Consider the following 15579-nt stretch of genomic DNA (forward strand, 5'->3'; position numbering starts at 1 on the left):
TCATTCGGCCAGCAAGGCCGACAAGCCAACATACGGCGGGCGGTTACCAACTGGAACCGACCCGCCTCAATTTTTTATAGCGTCCAGTTTGTAGGTCCACCCTGGCTGCCACTGCCATGCCGCCGTCACAGTCTTTCGTAGTGGCACATCGTTTATTACATTTTCGAGACCGTACTGCGTGGCTCGGGAACCAATGACAAGTACTGTTTTGCCATTATACTGGCTGAGAACATCGGTCAAAAAACTTTTCATAAGTTCCGTTGTTTGCTGGTAGCTCTGACCACCTGGAAATGGTTCTTCAATGTAATTCCCTCGACAACGCTCTACTTCACTACTTGCCCGTCTTGTGAAATCACCATAGTCACATTCCCGCAGTCGCTTATCTTTTAGAACAGGGAATGGGCGACCGGCAAACGCCAACTCGCCCGTTCTGTATGAACGCTGCAAATCAGAACAAAAAACAGCGGCAAATTCTTGATTCCGATATCGCTCACCAAGTGCTTTCGCTTGCGACTCACCCACCGTCGACAGTGCAACATCAAAATCCCCCGAGGCTATTCCAGCTTCATTGTCTAAGGACGTTGCGTGTGACTCAAAAATAAGTGTAACCATTCTACGTGTTCAACAGACTTCCGCAACAACGCTTGTTTATATCTGTGAAGTGGCTTTATCGTTTCTTATACGCTGCTCGAGCTGGTCGTTCTTCACCACGAGAGCCTGATCCTAAAACTTTCAAAATCATGTCGAGCTTGCTATTCAACGTTCGAAGCTGTTCGTTTAAGGAAGATTCTTTGTCAGGGCGAATCTCACCGTCAAATCGACGAGCGGTACTCGCTCCTGTTGAGCCATAGGCAGGAGCATCTGCAACGCCTTCCCGTTTATAGCAAATCGAGCAAAATACTGGCTTTTTACCATTTGGCTTAAAAGGAACCATGCACTCTTTGCCGCACTTAACGCACGTGGCAGTATGCAGCTCTGTTCGGACATCGTCTCTACTCGGCCCACTCTTTTTCCAAGGTTTGTCATTATTGAACTTGCTGCTGGTGCTGCGCTTGTCGCGAGAATTCCTATCGTACGTTTTTTTTATCATAAATGCAGTGTTAGCTAATTGGCTTGAGCCTATGCTAAATAAGGTAAATTGGCAAGGTAAGTAGCTTGCTATTTCAAATGATTACTTATAGAATCTGCGCACTGTTTACCTACGGCAACGGCCTGGAAACAGAATACGACCGAGAGGTTATACATTGAGCCAGCTTCAAGACGGTTACATTTTTATCAGTGGGCCGGTTGGCTATGACGGTGTCGTGGCCCTGGCTAAACCTGGTGCACCTGAAGCCTGGGTGCATCTCCTTGACGGTGTTACGGGTGCTCATGTGCATCGCGTAGAGCACCTAAGGGAGCTCATCAGTGGCAGACTGGCCACTCGCGACAAGAAAGGGTGGACCAACGCATCCCTACTCTTCGCCGTAGAGCCGAACACCGACGGCAAGACCGGGGAAATCATCCCCTTCGCCAAGTTCCGGCGGATGCTCGGCGTCTAGCCGAACGAACGCCGGGAGCGACTGCTGGCGGGCTATCCAACTTCTAGGCAACGGCCTTGAACGTTGGGTAGCCCGCCATCGATTTTTTCAACTATTTCGTTTATGAGCTGTGGACCCTCGTAAATCATTCCGGTGATAAGTTGCACAAGGTCCGCGCCGCTGGCAAAGCGCGCCTGTGCGTCAGCTGAAGAAAATATTCCACCACAACTCACTAGCGCCACCTCACTACCAAACACCTGCCGCATGTGAGCCACCAATGCGTGCGACTGCAAAGCGGTTGGCCGACCACTAAAGTTGCCTGGCTGACCAGCCAACGCCGCAATTTCTACTGCGTCGAACGCAGCACTGTGTCTATTTTTTACTAAGTTTGAAAAAATAAATCCTCGTATACCGTACTGTAAAGCAATGCGTACAAGCACCTCGGCGTTAGGCACGGTGATTTCACTTGGCATCTTTACAAATAGTGGCTGCCGAATTCCGAGCGTTGTAACGGCACGTACCAGTGCGATAAAATTCTCAGGCTCTGAGAAAGTTTCAGTGAGTGCCGTGTTAGGACAACTGACATTAAGTTCAAAAAAACTAACGTATGGTTTCGCCTGAAATAATGAAAAAGTCTCTAAGTAATCATCGATTGCCTTAGGAACAGTATTAACAGCGGAAACATTTGAGCTACCAATACTTATGCCAAGTGTCTGTTTTTCTAACTGCTTTTTGTCGAGACGAGCCGCAACAGCAATTGCACCGTCAGATTTGAAACCTTTGTTTACTAATATAGCTTGCGATTTCGGTAGCCGCACTAATTGTTTTCCTGGATTACCCGAGGATGGCCGAGCGGTTACCGTGCCAACGGTGGTAAAACCAAAACCAACTGCCGGCAGCACCTTCGCCAGATGACCGTTGTAATCAAAACCGGCCGCTAACCCAACGGGGTTTGCAAAGCTAATACCCAAAACAGTTTTGGGCTTCCGCACTGTTCGTCCACAAAAAAATTGAACGATTGCCCGTCGATTCTCCAAATACTCACCTACGGCGACTGCTCCTCGATGTACCCGACTAGCGTCAAACTTGAAAAGAACCGGCCGAAGAATGGTGCGATATAGAGCACCAATAAGTTTATGCGGCGCAGTAGTGCGAACGATGGCGTGCGTGAACCACTTCATAATGTTAGTGGTACCACACTCTTTGCCAGGTCAACAATCCTGGCGGGTGACGAAATAATCTAGAGCAACCCGAGATCTATGGTGTGATCAATGCGAATCTTGGCCACAAAGTCTGGGATGTGGCTCACCAACACCATCGCACCCTCATAACTATCGAGTGCGTTCGCTATCACCGGCAAATGTCGAAAATTAATATGGTTCGTTGGTTCGTCTAGTATGATGAGACCCGGGCGCATGAGCACTAGTCGCGCTAAGGCAAGCAATCCCTTTTGACCTTCAGACATCGAACGAATGTCGTTTCCGAGCACCTTACCATCCAACAAAAAACCAGCTGCCATGGAGCGAAGTGCGTGTTCGTCTTGCTTCTCCATAACCTTCGCCAAACTATCAAAGCCCGTCTCGTCAAAATTCAGCATTGAAAAATCTTGAGCATAGTAGCCAACACGAACGCCAGCCCCTATGGTTACACCTTTCGCTTCCCCGGATGCAATTTGTCTAAGCAATGTTGTTTTTCCAATGCCATTTGGGCCAGCCAAGAGAAGATGTGAGCGACGGCGGAGTGTTAAATCTATATCTTTCATGATTGGCTCCCCTGCTTTTACGATGCCCACCTTTTTAATATCAAGAATGGCGCCATTAAAATCGAACGGAAACTCTTGCACGGGAATAGTGAAGTCACGAATTGTTTTATCCTCACGACGCACTTCAACCATTTCTTCCGCCGCTTCTTCCGCATTTTCACGCATTCGCTTTGCAACCGAGCGAAGCTTACCACCCTTGTGTGCGAATACTTCTGCCTGCGCCATTTTCTTTTTTATCTGTTGAGCAGCTTGAGCGTTTTGCATTTCCTCGCGCTCAATGCGGCGACTAATCTCTTCAACCACATCTGTGTAGTTACCGTTGTACTGTTCAATTTTATGCGTATGTACATCCAGGTAGATAACGCCATCAGTAAAGGCGTTTAAGAAATCGGCGTCGTGGGAAATAACGATGACTGTTTTCTCGTACATCATTAAGAATCCAGTGAGATGCATGATACCGTCGTGATCCAAGTTGTTCGTTGGTTCATCAAGCAGCAAAACGTCTGGGTCTTGAATGAGGGCGTAGGCAAGCAAAAGTCTAGCTTGTTGCCCACCCGAATGTTGACGAACTGTTTTTGTAAGGTCTGTCTTCAAGTTCACCGCATCAAGTACGTCGGAAATTCGTTTATCCAAGTTGTAAGGTACTTCTTGAAAGGTGGCGGCGAAAAAATCTCGCACAGTAAGGTCCAGCTGTTCTGGGGCAACGACCTGCTTCGCAATGCCTACTGTGGCATCTTTGGGCGTTAAGTGAATACGGCCGGATTGCAGCTCACGCTCTCCTAAAATGAGCGAAAACAACGAGGTCTTCCCTGCCCCGTTTTGCCCCATGAGGGCAACCTTCGAGCCACGACGCACAGAAAAACTAGCCTCATCAAGAATGGGCTTGGTTTTGCCGTAATTAAAAATCACTTCGTCGAAACGAAGGACTACATCATTATTTGCCATGCCCGAACAGACTAAGGAATTTTTTTAGTCTTGGCAATGGCACACAATGAAAATGCGAGGCTTTTTTGTGTATTTTAACTATGGCTGTATACTTACTAAACGTTTTTAAAAAGATAACCTTACACATCCTATGAGGCACAGGCTCTCGCTCTTCATCAGCACAGCGGTACTTATCATGACTCCCCTCTCGGCTCACGCGGCAATGCTCAAGGCTGGCGAAGAATATACCTTGCCGAAAAATAGTACGATCGAAGAAGATCTCTACATTGGTGCTGGAAACAGCAGCATCAACGGTGATGTTGCGGGTGATTTAGTTGTTGGTGGTGGCAATATCGTCATTACCGGAAATATCAAAGACGACCTCACCATTGGTGGTGGTTCAATAAAAGTCCTCGGCTCTGTTGGTGATGACCTTCGTATTGCTGGCGGCGACATAACAATTACTGGCGCTATTGGCGGCGACCTCGTCATTGCCGGTGGAAATGTTCACATTCTCTCAACGGCAACGATTGCTGGTGATATTTTAGCCGGTGCTGGTGCACTTATAATCGATGGCACAGTTACGGGGGATGTTTCAGCAGCCGGCGGTGCGCTGCTTCTTAATGGCACTGTTGCTGGAAGCGTCTTCGCTCGAGCTGAAGAAATCAAACTTGGTACGGGCGCAACAATCGAAGGCAACCTTGCGTATCACGCACCAAAGGCCGCCTCTGTAGCCACTGGCGCAACCATTAAGGGCGCAACCGACTACACGCAGGTTATGCGGCCAGCAAAGCACGGCGGGCCAGCATTCGCCAAAGGCATGTTTGCCTTCTTGGGTGTCCTTTGGCTTACCAAAGTGCTCATGCTTCTTCTGGCAGCACTACTCCTCTTTGCCTTTGTACCTCGAATGCTTACGGCTACTACCAAAACGGCTATGGATAGCTTCGGGTCTGCCGCATTGCGTGGCTCCATTGTTCTGGTAGTAACGCCATTTGCAATTATTCTGAGCTTGATAACAATTATCGGCATGCTCGTCGGCATACCCGCGGCACTCATTTTCGGAGCACTTCTCATTATCGCAAAGGTGCTCGCGGGCGTTACGTTTGGCTCCATTATTTTCCGCCAATTCAAAAAGGCGAAGGAGGTAGAAGTAACCTGGCAGAGTATTACGGTCGGCGTCATCTGCTTGGCGCTCCTTAGTGCCATTCCTTTCGTTGGTTGGATTTTGTGTTTCCTACTGTTTATCGCCTCACTTGGTAGCGTGTCTTCCCACCTCTACCACTTGATTGCAAAAGAACGCTAAGTAGAAATAACCTGTAAATAAACCAGCCCACTACGGGCTGGTTTATTTTTTGACCAAAAAATACTTCGCTACGGTAGCTTAGCTATAGAATTTCTTTTTCCAATATTTTCTCTATTTCTGCTTCACTAATCGGTCTTAGCAATTTTTTTAATTCTGGGTCTTCGGACAAATCAACATCATGTTTCTTTAACAGCAGGACGGTCATTTTCATCAACTTCGTTATTTCTTTTTCGGCAATGAGGTTTATTTGTAAATGAACTTCTTCTCTAAGGTCGTCAACTTTCATATTTCTGTTCTGTGATATCAGCACAAAATAGCAAGTACAATTGCTTCCAAAGAAACTATAGTGGTCAATAAGCTGAATGGAAATGGATCAAACACTGGAATCCACGCAATGCGATTTGTATTGATGAGTACCCAGGCAATAAATAGGCCGGAATTAACAAGAAGAAAACTCATACTGCCAAAGTGCGAGGTCATCCAATCGGCAATCTTGTCTGACAGTATTCTCTTGGCGTCAGCTTTCGCCTTAATGCTCCGGAGTATCATCTTTCTTTTTGGCGTTTCATTTTCACCAAACAACCCATACAGAAACGACAAGTGATTTTTTGACATAGAAATATTGAACTAGTTTATATTGTTTCGACAATCAGTTGAAACCAAACCACAATCGTTCAACTCATAATGCTTATTGCGCTTCATTTTTATGCTTCACAATTACTTTTTTTATAGTACGCAAAGTAATCTCCTGAACAGTAAAAACCATATCCTCGTGCAGAACTTCGTCCCCCGCTTTGGGAAAACGCTCTAGCCTATCCAAAATGAAACCAGAAACGGTATTAAAATCTTTATCTTCAGGCAATGCAGAATGGAAATGCTTATTAAAATCAACCACTGATACATCACCCGCAACCTTATGCGTATCGCCAACCTGCTCAATGGCTTGACTTACTTCATCGGTTTCGTCGGTAATGTCCCCCACTATTTCTTCTAATATATCTTCCAGGGTAACAAGCCCCTCCACTTCACCACGTTCATTCGTTACTAATGCCACTTGCACCTTTTTTCTTTGCAGCCGTTGTAGTACTTCGCTAATTTTCATAGCCGTAGGCACAAAGTAAGGCGGCAACAAATAATCATGGATATCAAAATTCTTATCCACGTTATCAAACTTCCCCAATAATTTTTTTGTGTACAAAACACCAACAATAGTATTGAGGTTGCCTTGGTATATAGGTATGCGGGAGTACCCAGATTCAATCGCTTTATGGACCACGCTTCGCGCTGGCTCATTAATATCAAAGGCAACCATCTGCGTCCGAGGTACCATTATTTTCTCTACGGTTAAATTAGAGAAATCAAAAATATTTTCTAGAAGACCGTGTTCGTGCGCCTTAATAGTGCCCGCATTACGACCTTCTATTAGAACTGCCCTAATTTCTTCCTTGGAAAGTCGCGACTCTAAAAAGCTGGTTGAATCTTTAAAAAATTTCAAAATGAAATTTGCAGAACTGCTGAGTAACTTTATGGGCCAAAAAGAAATTTTTGATTCCCACCAAATTGGATAGGCCGCCAGCAAGCTAAATTTCTCGGCGTACCGTAACCCAAGTGACTTTGGCACAAGCTCACCCAAGACCACACTAACGTAGGACAATACCGCCACAACAACTACGAAACTGATGGCATAAGCATTATTCGAAATGAATAAATAACTTACATTTTCTAGTACGCCTGAAAATCGTTCTGCAATACTAGCGCCGGCAAAGGCGGAAGCAAAAATGGTGATAACAGAAATACCAACCTGAATCGTGGCAAACAAGCTTTCGGGATTCTTATGAAGCTCTTGGACAATTTTCGCTCGTTGATTCCCCTGCTTCGCTAAACTAGCAATGCGTGTTTTTCGAACAGAAATGAGCGCAATTTCGCTCATCGAGAAAAAACCGTTCAGTAACGTCAGTAAAAAAACTATTGAAATTTCCCAAAAGATTTTATCCATATGTGCTGCAACATCCTTTACTATAGCCCGTTTTGAGGAAAATTGAACGTCACGGATATACTGTTTGAATCTTGCTGAAACGGGGGCGGGGCGAGTCTCATTCAGTGTTACTGAACAAAACCCGCCCCGTCAAGAAACCCGATGTACCCGTCAGTAGACGAGCGTCCCGCCGATGACCGGATAGCTATCCGACACCGTACTCATCACCTCCGACCCTCCGGGTGGTACGTACGACCAAGAGAGCCCGCCCGTAGCGCCTTGCGTACCATCGATTGTCACGCCGAAGGTACTCATGGCAGTCGCACCGCTGGTGTCGACTTTGACACCCAAAGAAACGGTGTTGCCAGCAGTAACAGTGAAGGGCGGGTCAAACGTTACCAGACTGGTTGATCCACCCATGGTGCCGCTCCAGTTATCACCCGTGCCGATGGAACTGGCGCCGACGTAGATCACCGGCGAGGCATTTACCGGCACTTGCGCGCCGACATTGCCAGTCCGCGTCAGTGTCAAAGAATGCAAGGTGAGATTTCGACCACCTTGCGCCTTCACATTGAAGATGGCGACCGTCTGTCCAACGGCTGGTGTAGAGGCACCGACTGGGCTCGCCGCCGAAAGGGTGATGATGGGCACCACCGATTCGGCGAGTGTCGTTGTTGTCGTCGTCGTGGTGGTAGTCGTTGTTGTCGTTGTGGTGACACTGCTGCACTGCGCGGTGCAGCTAGTAACCTCCGCAATCAATACTTCGACATCATCGCAGACGAGTGTGCCGCACCCCACCTCGCCTTGAGGGCCAGGTGCGCCTTGGAGTCCCTGGGATCCAACGACACCAGGCAGACCCTGCGGACCCTGAATGCCGCAGTAGCGAATGACGGCGTTCACAGACGAAACGCCGTCGCTCACATCGACAACGCAGTCCGCCGGCATGAAGGTCGCGGTCGCGGTGAAAATGCCATGGCCGCCCGCTTCCCCCGAAGGGATGCCGTCGAGCATGACCGGGAAACCAGGCGTGGCACCACTGCCCTTGATGATGAGCTGACCACCTTTGATGGCAGCTTGCTTCACCACGATGCCGTCAGCCGCTTGTGCCGAAAAGGCCAGCGCGCACGAAAAGAACAGAGCTATGAACGGATTCCGCATGGGAATTCCTCCTTTGTTTTTGTTCGACAGGAAATTACCGACAACTATTCTTAGAGTAAAATGGTGACTTTGTCAACGTATTTAATGAATTTTAAACAAATAAAAAATCACCCCGACGTCAAGTCGGGGTGATTTTTTAACCTAGTAAAAGTTAGGCTCGGCGAACGTTCTTTGCACGAGGGCCCTTGTCGGACTCTTCGGTCTCAAACGTAACGTCCATGCCAATTTGGAGGTCTTCGAAAGTGCCTTCTACCAAAGCGGACTTGTGGAAGAAAACATCTTTGTCGGAACCTTCTGGCGTAATGAAACCAAAACCCTTTTCAGTGTTTAAGCTCTTAATTTTTCCATTCATAGAAAACAAAATTAAATTGAACAATATACAAATTTAAAATTCCCCTGGAAATTCGACGGATATCCATATGGAACCCAATTTGTAAGACAATGATAGTTCAAATTACACATATTGTCCACCATGGCTCCGTGGCAAAGCGTACGAGTCCATGGCGTTGTAGTATACTTGTGAAAGCACCAATACGTATGAAAAAAATAATTTCTTCTCTGCTTGTCGCTTGTATTTTTTTACTCCAACTGCAACCGGCGTTGGCTCAGGAAGTGTATCCTGAATTCAGTGCGAATATTCTTATACCAGACGCTGCGTTTACTGATACGTCTACCTTCGGCGGACCAGAAGGCATCCAACACTTCTTAGAATCAAAAGGAAGCGTTCTTGCCAACACCCAAATAGATTTTTTGATAAAATTAAATGAACCAAACGACACGACGGTTAAGCAAGCATTGGATGATCCGCAGCCAAACATCGGACGCCTGAGAACGGCCGCTGAACTTATTTGGGATGCTGCCCGAGCCAGTGGTTTAAATCCGCAGATCATCTTAGTTACCCTGCAAAAAGAGCAAGGACTCATCGCCAATAAAATCTCACCTGACCGATTACCGCTCGTATTAAATCGAGCATTAGGATTTGATTGTCCGATTGCTACTGGATGCGGCAATCTTTTTCCCGGCTTTTACTACCAGCTATTTGGCAATATTGATACCGAAGGAAATCGATACTTGGGCGCACCAAAATCACTTGTGAAATCATTTACGACACCAGGCGGACGTGGGCCAACCATCAACGGTGCAACGACAAAAGTTGGTGATAGCATTGTTCTAACAAATACTGTGGGAGACTATGCAAACGTGCAAACCTCGCAAAGCGTTACGCTTGGCAATCGAGCAACAGCCGCACTCTATCGCTATACACCCCATGTCTTTAATGGAAACTATAACTTCTGGAAATTCTTTACTGGCTGGTTCAAATATCCGAATGGAACGCTCATTAAAACACTACACGACAATGTCGTCTTTATTATTCAAGACGGATCTCGACAACACGTGCCAGGTTTCGTAGCCGCCGCACGTACTATAAACCAAGCAACGGCACTAACTGTCTCGCCAATCGAACTTACGAATTACCCACTTGGCCCGACCTATGGCCCCAATGACAACACTGTCGTTACTGCAAACGGTACGTTCTTTGTCTTCATTGCAAACGTCATGCATCCCGCCACCACGTTTGTATTGCAGCAGCGAAAACTTGATCCAACCAAAAGTTTGTCTATTTCTCCAGCAGAAGCGAGCCTCTTTACCACCGGCCCTCAGCTGACGCCAAGTAATGGCACGGTGGTACGAGGAGAAACCAACCCTGCCATCTACCTCGTCGACCAGAGTGTTTTGAAATTATTCACCCCGTTCACCTTACAGCAACACAATGCTGGTAATCTGGTACAAAAAATTCCTGACGCAGAGATTTCCTTATACGCAAAACAGGGGCATGTCTTTCCCTTAAAAGGTACGCTTATCAAAAGCGCGGCCAGTACGAGTGTCTATCTTATGAGTGAAGCACAACGACTACCACTGACTGCTGACCTATTCAAGAACCTTGGCTTCAACACAAAAACTATTGCTACAGTGAACGATGTTGCGCTCGCTGAAATTCCAGTAGGTGCGTCGCCCACACCTCGTGACGGCACGTACTTCACTAGTAAAGAATCAAAAGAAATGTACGTATTCAAAGGTGGGGCCAAGCATCCTATCTCGGCATTCGTGGCCAAGCAACGAGCCATTAAACCTGACTACGCTTTCGAAGCAAGTATCGTTAGCAATTGGCCAGACGGCATCGCCCTAACCCCAAAAGACGGCACACTGATAAAAAGTAACCTCTCGGCAAGCGTCTACGTTGTGATGAGTGGTCAACTGCGACCGCTCACGGCCGAACTGTTCAAGAATCTGGGTTACAACTTCAAAAATGTCGCAACAATTCCCGACAACGAGGTGGCTGTTTACCCTAAAGAAAGTTTTGCCACACCAAAAGAAAATACCTACTTTAGCGTTGCTGAAACACAGGAATTCTATCTATTTAGCAAAGGCACGAAGCGACGCATCTATCCATTTATTGCAAAGCAGCGTGGCATGACACCCGATTATACGTTTAGTATTGAAGTGGCGAGTGGCTGGCAAAGTGGTATACCCGTGGCGGCGCGCGATGGAACGCTCGTCAAAAGCGAAACATTGTCGACTGTCTACGTTGTCGTAACAGGAACGCTGCGGCCCTTAACCAGTACGGCATTCGCCCGACGTGGCTACAGCAGTAAAAAAATAACGGTTATCCCGCAAACGGAGCTTGATGGCTTACCGAAAGGCGCTTTGATTCAATAATAAAAATTCAACCAAAACGTCATTACGACACCAACCACTGCTGGACTGCTCGAAACTTTTGTATATACGAACGTGTCTCTGTTCGTAAGCCATAGGTGCTGTTAACTGTTGTCTGCCAAGCATTACCGAAACGAGAAATGGCCAAGCGAATTCTACCCGGGCCGCCGTTATATGCCGCTGCTAAGGCTTCGGCCACAACGACATTGAACAATTCTGGATTACTGGTTATGTACTGCTGCACCGAGCTTTCAAGTGACGCCGCATTTGCATCGTGATACAGCGCCATGGCCTTAAACCCATTCACATGATTAACCATACCAGAGCGAAAATCTGGAATGAGCTTTGCCGAAGGATACAATCGAGTAATGCCGCTATACGTACTGCTGATAAATTGCGCTAGTCCGAATGCTCCGGCCGACGAGCCTGAAAATTGGTAACTATCTTCGCGGTTCGTTGCAAGAATAGCGAAAACTTTATTAACCACCGCATCCTTATTACTAGCGTTCACAAATTCTGTTGTATCCATGTGTTCTATGAGCGCAATAGCTTTTAGCAAATTAGGGTCAGCAAAATCAGCCACCAAACCATTATGCGAGCGTGAACGAACGCCAAGTTGCCGCAGTTCTGTAGTCGCCTGAGTAACGACACTATCAAGGTAGCTGCGGCCAGACGCGACAATCACGGGGTCTAAGAAAGCAGTATTAAATGGCACGTAGACTTCTTCTGTTGGTGGAAATGTACCTAATGACCCGGGTGGAGCATCAAAAATCGGGAATCGATTGGCGAGCACTTTGTACCCTGTTGGCGAGGTTACCGTGTACTGCACATTTACCCCATTACCACTGTCGTAGCGCACATTAAACCCTGGCGTGCGCGATACCGCCTTCGGAACAGTCCGTATACTGCCGCCACTAGCCACACGTTCGGTGGTGAGCACAACCTGCACAAGTCGCATCTCGTTGTTTTGTTCGTGCCACGCGGCGAGTAATACCTCTCTATCAGCCGGTACGGTATCCGTCCACTGACGCACAAGTGAACCTGAACCGACAACAGGCAAACCACGCTGCTCGAGTGCAGCTAACGTTTTGGGGCCCACGGTACCAACTTGTTCTATTGCAACTGCTTTTTGAAATGCCAGAACAGCTGCTTCGGTAGCTGGACCAAAAATCCCATTCGGCGTAATTGTTTTTGGGAAATACCCTAAGGTTTGCAAAATCCGCTGCACCGCCTCAACGTCGCTGCCGCTAACACCAGCAGTAAGTGTGCGAGCTATTCCTGCTTGCTTTTCTTGCAAGTACACCGGCGCAGCAGCGTGGAGGAGTGCGCGAGCTTCACTCACCTTGTCGAGAAGCGGATGCACGCTTTGGGGTGGTGGTGTTTGGCTGCCGGGAGCGTCGTACCAGGTTAACTCTAATTGGTTTAGAATTGCTATTTCGTCCCACGCAAACCCCTGCGCTAAAAAATCCGCGGCAGAAGTAATTGCAATACGTTGCCCGCTTGTAATAGAAAAAACGGCCGGACTGTTCGCTAATTTTATGACGCGCGTCTGCGGTAGAGCATCAAACGCCGCACGGTCAAGTAAACGAACGTCGGCAAAACGAAAACCGTAGGAATTAAAGATGGCTTCATTTGGAATGTGACGTTTCCGTTGTTTTGAAATTACGTACACACGACTATCGCCCGCTACCTGCCACAGTGAGCCTTCGGGGAATAGCGTTTCCGCTGCAACGGTAGGTCCTGAAACAGTGGTGAACAAAGTAAAGACCGACACTATGATGAGTGCCACGCGATACGAATGTATTTTTTGAAAACGTAAAATATTCAGAACTTTTTCTTAAACTACAATACTTTTTTTAGTATACTACACAATGAAAGACTTTCGTTATTTCATAATGCGGTTTCTGTAAATTTGAAATGTATAAAGACAGCGGCGAATGGGTCAGCATCGCCAACCTCCCCGCCCTTCGCGTATTGTCTTCACCACTTATTTGAAGCGTTGCTGAGATAAATAGATGTATTCAAAATTTTTTGTTATACTTTTTGCTATTATATATGATACCAATTTTCTTAATTGCCGCCGTCATAAATGTTTTATTATCGACGGCAATTGTTATTCGTTTACGAAGTTCTTTTCAAAATAACGAAAAAGCAACCGCGAATAAACTTTTTATACTTTTTTACGAATTTTTTGGCTGCGCCTGGGTTGCGTGGACACTCGTCTACCTGGTTGATGACCCCTATGGGAAAAATGCTTTGGATATAGTGGGTTACTTTCTATTAATTTTTTCAACGGCATTTATCGTGCAGGTACCCCTACTGCTTAGGCAAAAAAGGGCTGCTGCATTTTTTTTCTCAATACTTGAATTGCTTATTGCACTAATTTACGCCCTTGGTCGTGTAATGTATTTCCATCCTATGGCGCTTGCCACCACCGCACCTTTTTATATGTGGATACCAACTGAAGAAAACCAACTTATTTATTTATTGGGAATTAGTACCGTACCTGGAGCAATTGCCATATCGGTTACTTTTTACATTATGGGGAAAAATGCATCATCCCAAATTAGAAAAAAATCTGTTTACCTTGCACTTGGAAAATTTGTTTTGCTTCTGGCGGCAATTATTGCTTTTTTTATAGTGCCCTACCAAAATACGTTGCTTGTTTATACCCTCGCGGCATTCCTAGTTTCAACAAGTCTGCTTCTAACTTTTTTTACCATAAAACACTTTCAAGTAACCAGCTGACGGTACTTCATTTTATACTCCTTCAGGTTCGCTACGATAATAAAGCTGATGATAACGAGGAGTGACCATGAACTCACTTTGCCAGGGTGCACAAGCGTCCAGGTAACCGCTTGGTCTGGGTACTGCCACGCACCAAAAAACGTTGCTACATTTTCAGCTATCCAAATAAAGAAGCCAATGAGTACGAAAGAGAGTGGTAGCGGCATTGAAAACTCTTTTTTCGTCACCGTAAAGTAAACCTTTGTGCGATAAAATACTACGAGCACAAGGAGTGCCAACAGCCAACGAAAATCGTAAACGTAGTGATGCGTGAAAAAATTAAGATAAATCGCTGCGGCGAGTGGGACAGTAATTGCTTGCCCAGGACTCCCCGTTAGGCGCAGGTGGAAAAGTTTCCAGGCTTGGCTAATGTAGCTGCCAACAGCGGCGTACATAAAGCCGCTGTAGAGTGGCACGCTAAAAATTTTCAAGTAACCAAATTCAGGGTACGTCCACGAACCAATTTCTGGTCGAGTCTTAAAGACTTCCAGAACAAAACCGACCACATGGAACAGGGCAATCGTTTTTGCTTCGTCTGTGGTTTCTAATTTTGTCCAAATGAGGACTGCTTGAATTACTACAGCGCCAAGAAAAATGAAGTCATACCGAGGCAGCGGGCCAAGCGGTATAACCGTTGAAACAAAAAGCAACGCAAAAAAAGAACCAGCGAACACGCAAGCTCGGGCTTGCTTTAAACCAAAAATTATTGCTTCACGAATAAACACGTATTTACTGTTTTCGAACTGGATTTTTAAAAGATGTGTAGGCACCAATGAACCGAGGTTTTCTGCCCCCGTCAGGCCACTCGACAAGTTCAGTAAATTCCTTCAAATCGCGATAGTAAACAAGTCCATCTTTTAGAGAGATGTATACGACTGCCTTGTTCCCCTCTCGTGCGTTGGTCGATTCAGTGGCAACAAAAAGAACACGGTATGTTCCCCCTTTATAGTGCTGATACATTCCTGGAGTAACTTCTAGGTCGTGAGGCATATCCAAAGTATAGCTCATCAAAATGTAAAAAGGACGAAAGGCGGGTCGGTCGGCGTTGCCAACTTCCCCGCCTCTCTCGTGATCCTGGCTGAGTAGTCTCAGCTTCTGGAAGGTTTGATGAGACCTTCCCTGACGCAAAGCACGGCCGCCTGCGTGCGGTTCTTGACGCCGATCTTGCGGAAAATCCGCTTGAGCTCTGACTTGATGGTCTCGGCCGAGACCTTCAGGTCCCTGGCAATCTCCGCATTCTTGAGGCCATCCGAAACCAGCCCCAGCACCTTCTTTTCATGATCGGTGAGCTGAAAACCATTGGCGTTCATGGAACTCTCCTGGAAACATAGTACCTTCCCATGGGCAGAAGGTCCGGTGCCAAGTTTTCATACATACACCAAAGTGTCAAGATTAACACGGCATATTAAATACCCAAGCGAATGCAATTGTATCA

The 15579-nt window shown here is 46.6% G+C and carries 17 protein-coding genes; 4 read left to right on the forward strand and 13 right to left on the reverse strand.

Annotation, left to right across the window (positions count from 1 at the left end; genetic code table 11):
• Window positions 1–66 precede the first annotated feature (66 nt).
• On the reverse strand, window positions 67–612 hold the full coding sequence (locus tag WC052_03540; protein MFA7286703.1) for a histidine phosphatase family protein: 546 nt from the start codon (window positions 610–612) through the stop codon (window positions 67–69).
• A 55-nt stretch (window positions 613–667) separates the two neighbouring features.
• Window positions 668–1090 (reverse strand): CxxC-x17-CxxC domain-containing protein, encoded by a 423-nt coding sequence (locus WC052_03545; protein MFA7286704.1) that lies wholly within the window; start codon window positions 1088–1090, stop codon window positions 668–670.
• Window positions 1091–1244: 154 nt separating this feature from the next.
• Here WC052_03545 and WC052_03550 point away from each other — a divergent pair, with 154 nt between their 5' ends.
• Window positions 1245–1541, forward strand: a complete 297-nt coding sequence (locus WC052_03550) for a hypothetical protein (GenBank protein ID MFA7286705.1) — start codon at window positions 1245–1247, stop codon at window positions 1539–1541.
• 32 nt (window positions 1542–1573) lie between these two features.
• On the opposite strand, the gene WC052_03555 is transcribed toward WC052_03550, so the two are convergent.
• Entirely contained in the window at window positions 1574–2701 is a 1128-nt protein-coding gene (locus WC052_03555) for a hypothetical protein (protein MFA7286706.1), read from the reverse strand.
• A gap of 59 nt (window positions 2702–2760) precedes the next feature.
• On the reverse strand, window positions 2761–4227 hold the full coding sequence (locus tag WC052_03560) for an ATP-binding cassette domain-containing protein (protein ID MFA7286707.1): 1467 nt from the start codon (window positions 4225–4227) through the stop codon (window positions 2761–2763).
• A 130-nt stretch (window positions 4228–4357) separates the two neighbouring features.
• Here WC052_03560 and WC052_03565 point away from each other — a divergent pair, with 130 nt between their 5' ends.
• Window positions 4358–5509 carry a hypothetical protein gene (locus WC052_03565; GenBank protein ID MFA7286708.1) on the forward strand — a complete coding sequence of 384 codons (1152 nt, stop codon included), beginning with the start codon at window positions 4358–4360 and terminating at the stop codon, window positions 5507–5509.
• Window positions 5510–5591: 82 nt separating this feature from the next.
• On the opposite strand, the gene WC052_03570 is transcribed toward WC052_03565, so the two are convergent.
• The 5 genes from WC052_03570 to WC052_03590 all read right to left on the reverse strand — a co-directional run bounded on the left by WC052_03570 (window position 5592) and on the right by WC052_03590 (window position 8994).
• Entirely contained in the window at window positions 5592–5795 is a 204-nt protein-coding gene (locus tag WC052_03570) for a hypothetical protein (protein ID MFA7286709.1), read from the reverse strand.
• A 17-nt stretch (window positions 5796–5812) separates the two neighbouring features.
• On the reverse strand, window positions 5813–6124 hold the full coding sequence (locus tag WC052_03575) for a DUF1003 domain-containing protein (GenBank protein MFA7286710.1): 312 nt from the start codon (window positions 6122–6124) through the stop codon (window positions 5813–5815).
• Between the two features lie 73 nt (window positions 6125–6197).
• Window positions 6198–7505, reverse strand: a complete 1308-nt coding sequence (locus tag WC052_03580) for a hemolysin family protein (GenBank protein MFA7286711.1) — start codon at window positions 7503–7505, stop codon at window positions 6198–6200.
• A gap of 150 nt (window positions 7506–7655) precedes the next feature.
• Window positions 7656–8642: a collagen-like protein gene (locus WC052_03585; GenBank protein ID MFA7286712.1), complete on the reverse strand. Its 987-nt coding sequence runs from the start codon at window positions 8640–8642 to the stop codon at window positions 7656–7658.
• A gap of 151 nt (window positions 8643–8793) precedes the next feature.
• Entirely contained in the window at window positions 8794–8994 is a 201-nt protein-coding gene (locus WC052_03590) for a cold shock domain-containing protein (protein ID MFA7286713.1), read from the reverse strand.
• A 185-nt stretch (window positions 8995–9179) separates the two neighbouring features.
• On the opposite strand from WC052_03590, the gene WC052_03595 reads away from it, so the two are divergent.
• Entirely contained in the window at window positions 9180–11360 is a 2181-nt protein-coding gene (locus tag WC052_03595) for a hypothetical protein (GenBank protein MFA7286714.1), read from the forward strand.
• A 22-nt stretch (window positions 11361–11382) separates the two neighbouring features.
• Here the strand turns inward: WC052_03595 and WC052_03600 are convergent, their stop codons facing one another.
• Window positions 11383–13146, reverse strand: coding sequence for a peptidoglycan-binding protein (locus WC052_03600; GenBank protein MFA7286715.1), 1764 nt, complete (start codon window positions 13144–13146; stop codon window positions 11383–11385).
• A 266-nt stretch (window positions 13147–13412) separates the two neighbouring features.
• On the opposite strand from WC052_03600, the gene WC052_03605 reads away from it, so the two are divergent.
• The gene (locus WC052_03605; GenBank protein MFA7286716.1) at window positions 13413–14105 is read left to right on the forward strand and encodes a hypothetical protein; all 693 of its coding nucleotides are present in this window, start codon (window positions 13413–13415) and stop codon (window positions 14103–14105) included.
• Here the strand turns inward: WC052_03605 and WC052_03610 are convergent.
• The 3 genes from WC052_03610 to WC052_03620 form a co-directional block, all read right to left on the reverse strand.
• The gene (locus tag WC052_03610) at window positions 14090–14914 is read right to left on the reverse strand and encodes a DUF817 domain-containing protein (protein ID MFA7286717.1); all 825 of its coding nucleotides are present in this window, start codon (window positions 14912–14914) and stop codon (window positions 14090–14092) included. The two genes, WC052_03605 and WC052_03610, sit on opposite strands and share 16 nt — an antisense overlap.
• Window positions 14874–15134, reverse strand: coding sequence for a DUF1653 domain-containing protein (locus WC052_03615; protein ID MFA7286718.1), 261 nt, complete (start codon window positions 15132–15134; stop codon window positions 14874–14876). The genes WC052_03610 and WC052_03615 overlap by 41 nt, the downstream gene beginning before the upstream one ends.
• A gap of 98 nt (window positions 15135–15232) precedes the next feature.
• On the reverse strand, window positions 15233–15454 hold the full coding sequence (locus WC052_03620) for a helix-turn-helix transcriptional regulator (protein MFA7286719.1): 222 nt from the start codon (window positions 15452–15454) through the stop codon (window positions 15233–15235).
• Window positions 15455–15579 lie beyond the last annotated feature (125 nt).

Source organism: Patescibacteria group bacterium (genome assembly GCA_041675205.1).
In the GTDB taxonomy this organism is placed as follows: domain Bacteria; phylum Patescibacteriota; class Patescibacteriia; order GWA2-46-9; family GWA2-46-9; genus JBAYUF01.

Coding starts and splice junctions, on each gene's coding strand:
- WC052_03565 (MFA7286708.1), top strand. CDS start 4,358: ATGAGGCACAGGCTCTCGCTCTTCATCAGCACAGCGGTACTTATCATG.
- WC052_03555 (MFA7286706.1), bottom strand. CDS start 2,701: ATGAAGTGGTTCACGCACGCCATCGTTCGCACTACTGCGCCGCATAAA.
- WC052_03580 (MFA7286711.1), bottom strand. CDS start 7,505: ATGGATAAAATCTTTTGGGAAATTTCAATAGTTTTTTTACTGACGTTA.
- WC052_03590 (MFA7286713.1), bottom strand. CDS start 8,994: ATGAATGGAAAAATTAAGAGCTTAAACACTGAAAAGGGTTTTGGTTTC.
- WC052_03570 (MFA7286709.1), bottom strand. CDS start 5,795: ATGAAAGTTGACGACCTTAGAGAAGAAGTTCATTTACAAATAAACCTC.
- WC052_03545 (MFA7286704.1), bottom strand. CDS start 1,090: ATGATAAAAAAAACGTACGATAGGAATTCTCGCGACAAGCGCAGCACC.
- WC052_03540 (MFA7286703.1), bottom strand. CDS start 612: ATGGTTACACTTATTTTTGAGTCACACGCAACGTCCTTAGACAATGAA.
- WC052_03560 (MFA7286707.1), bottom strand. CDS start 4,227: ATGGCAAATAATGATGTAGTCCTTCGTTTCGACGAAGTGATTTTTAAT.
- WC052_03585 (MFA7286712.1), bottom strand. CDS start 8,642: ATGCGGAATCCGTTCATAGCTCTGTTCTTTTCGTGCGCGCTGGCCTTT.
- WC052_03595 (MFA7286714.1), top strand. CDS start 9,180: ATGAAAAAAATAATTTCTTCTCTGCTTGTCGCTTGTATTTTTTTACTC.
- WC052_03615 (MFA7286718.1), bottom strand. CDS start 15,134: ATGCCTCACGACCTAGAAGTTACTCCAGGAATGTATCAGCACTATAAA.
- WC052_03620 (MFA7286719.1), bottom strand. CDS start 15,454: ATGAACGCCAATGGTTTTCAGCTCACCGATCATGAAAAGAAGGTGCTG.
- WC052_03575 (MFA7286710.1), bottom strand. CDS start 6,124: ATGTCAAAAAATCACTTGTCGTTTCTGTATGGGTTGTTTGGTGAAAAT.
- WC052_03605 (MFA7286716.1), top strand. CDS start 13,413: ATGATACCAATTTTCTTAATTGCCGCCGTCATAAATGTTTTATTATCG.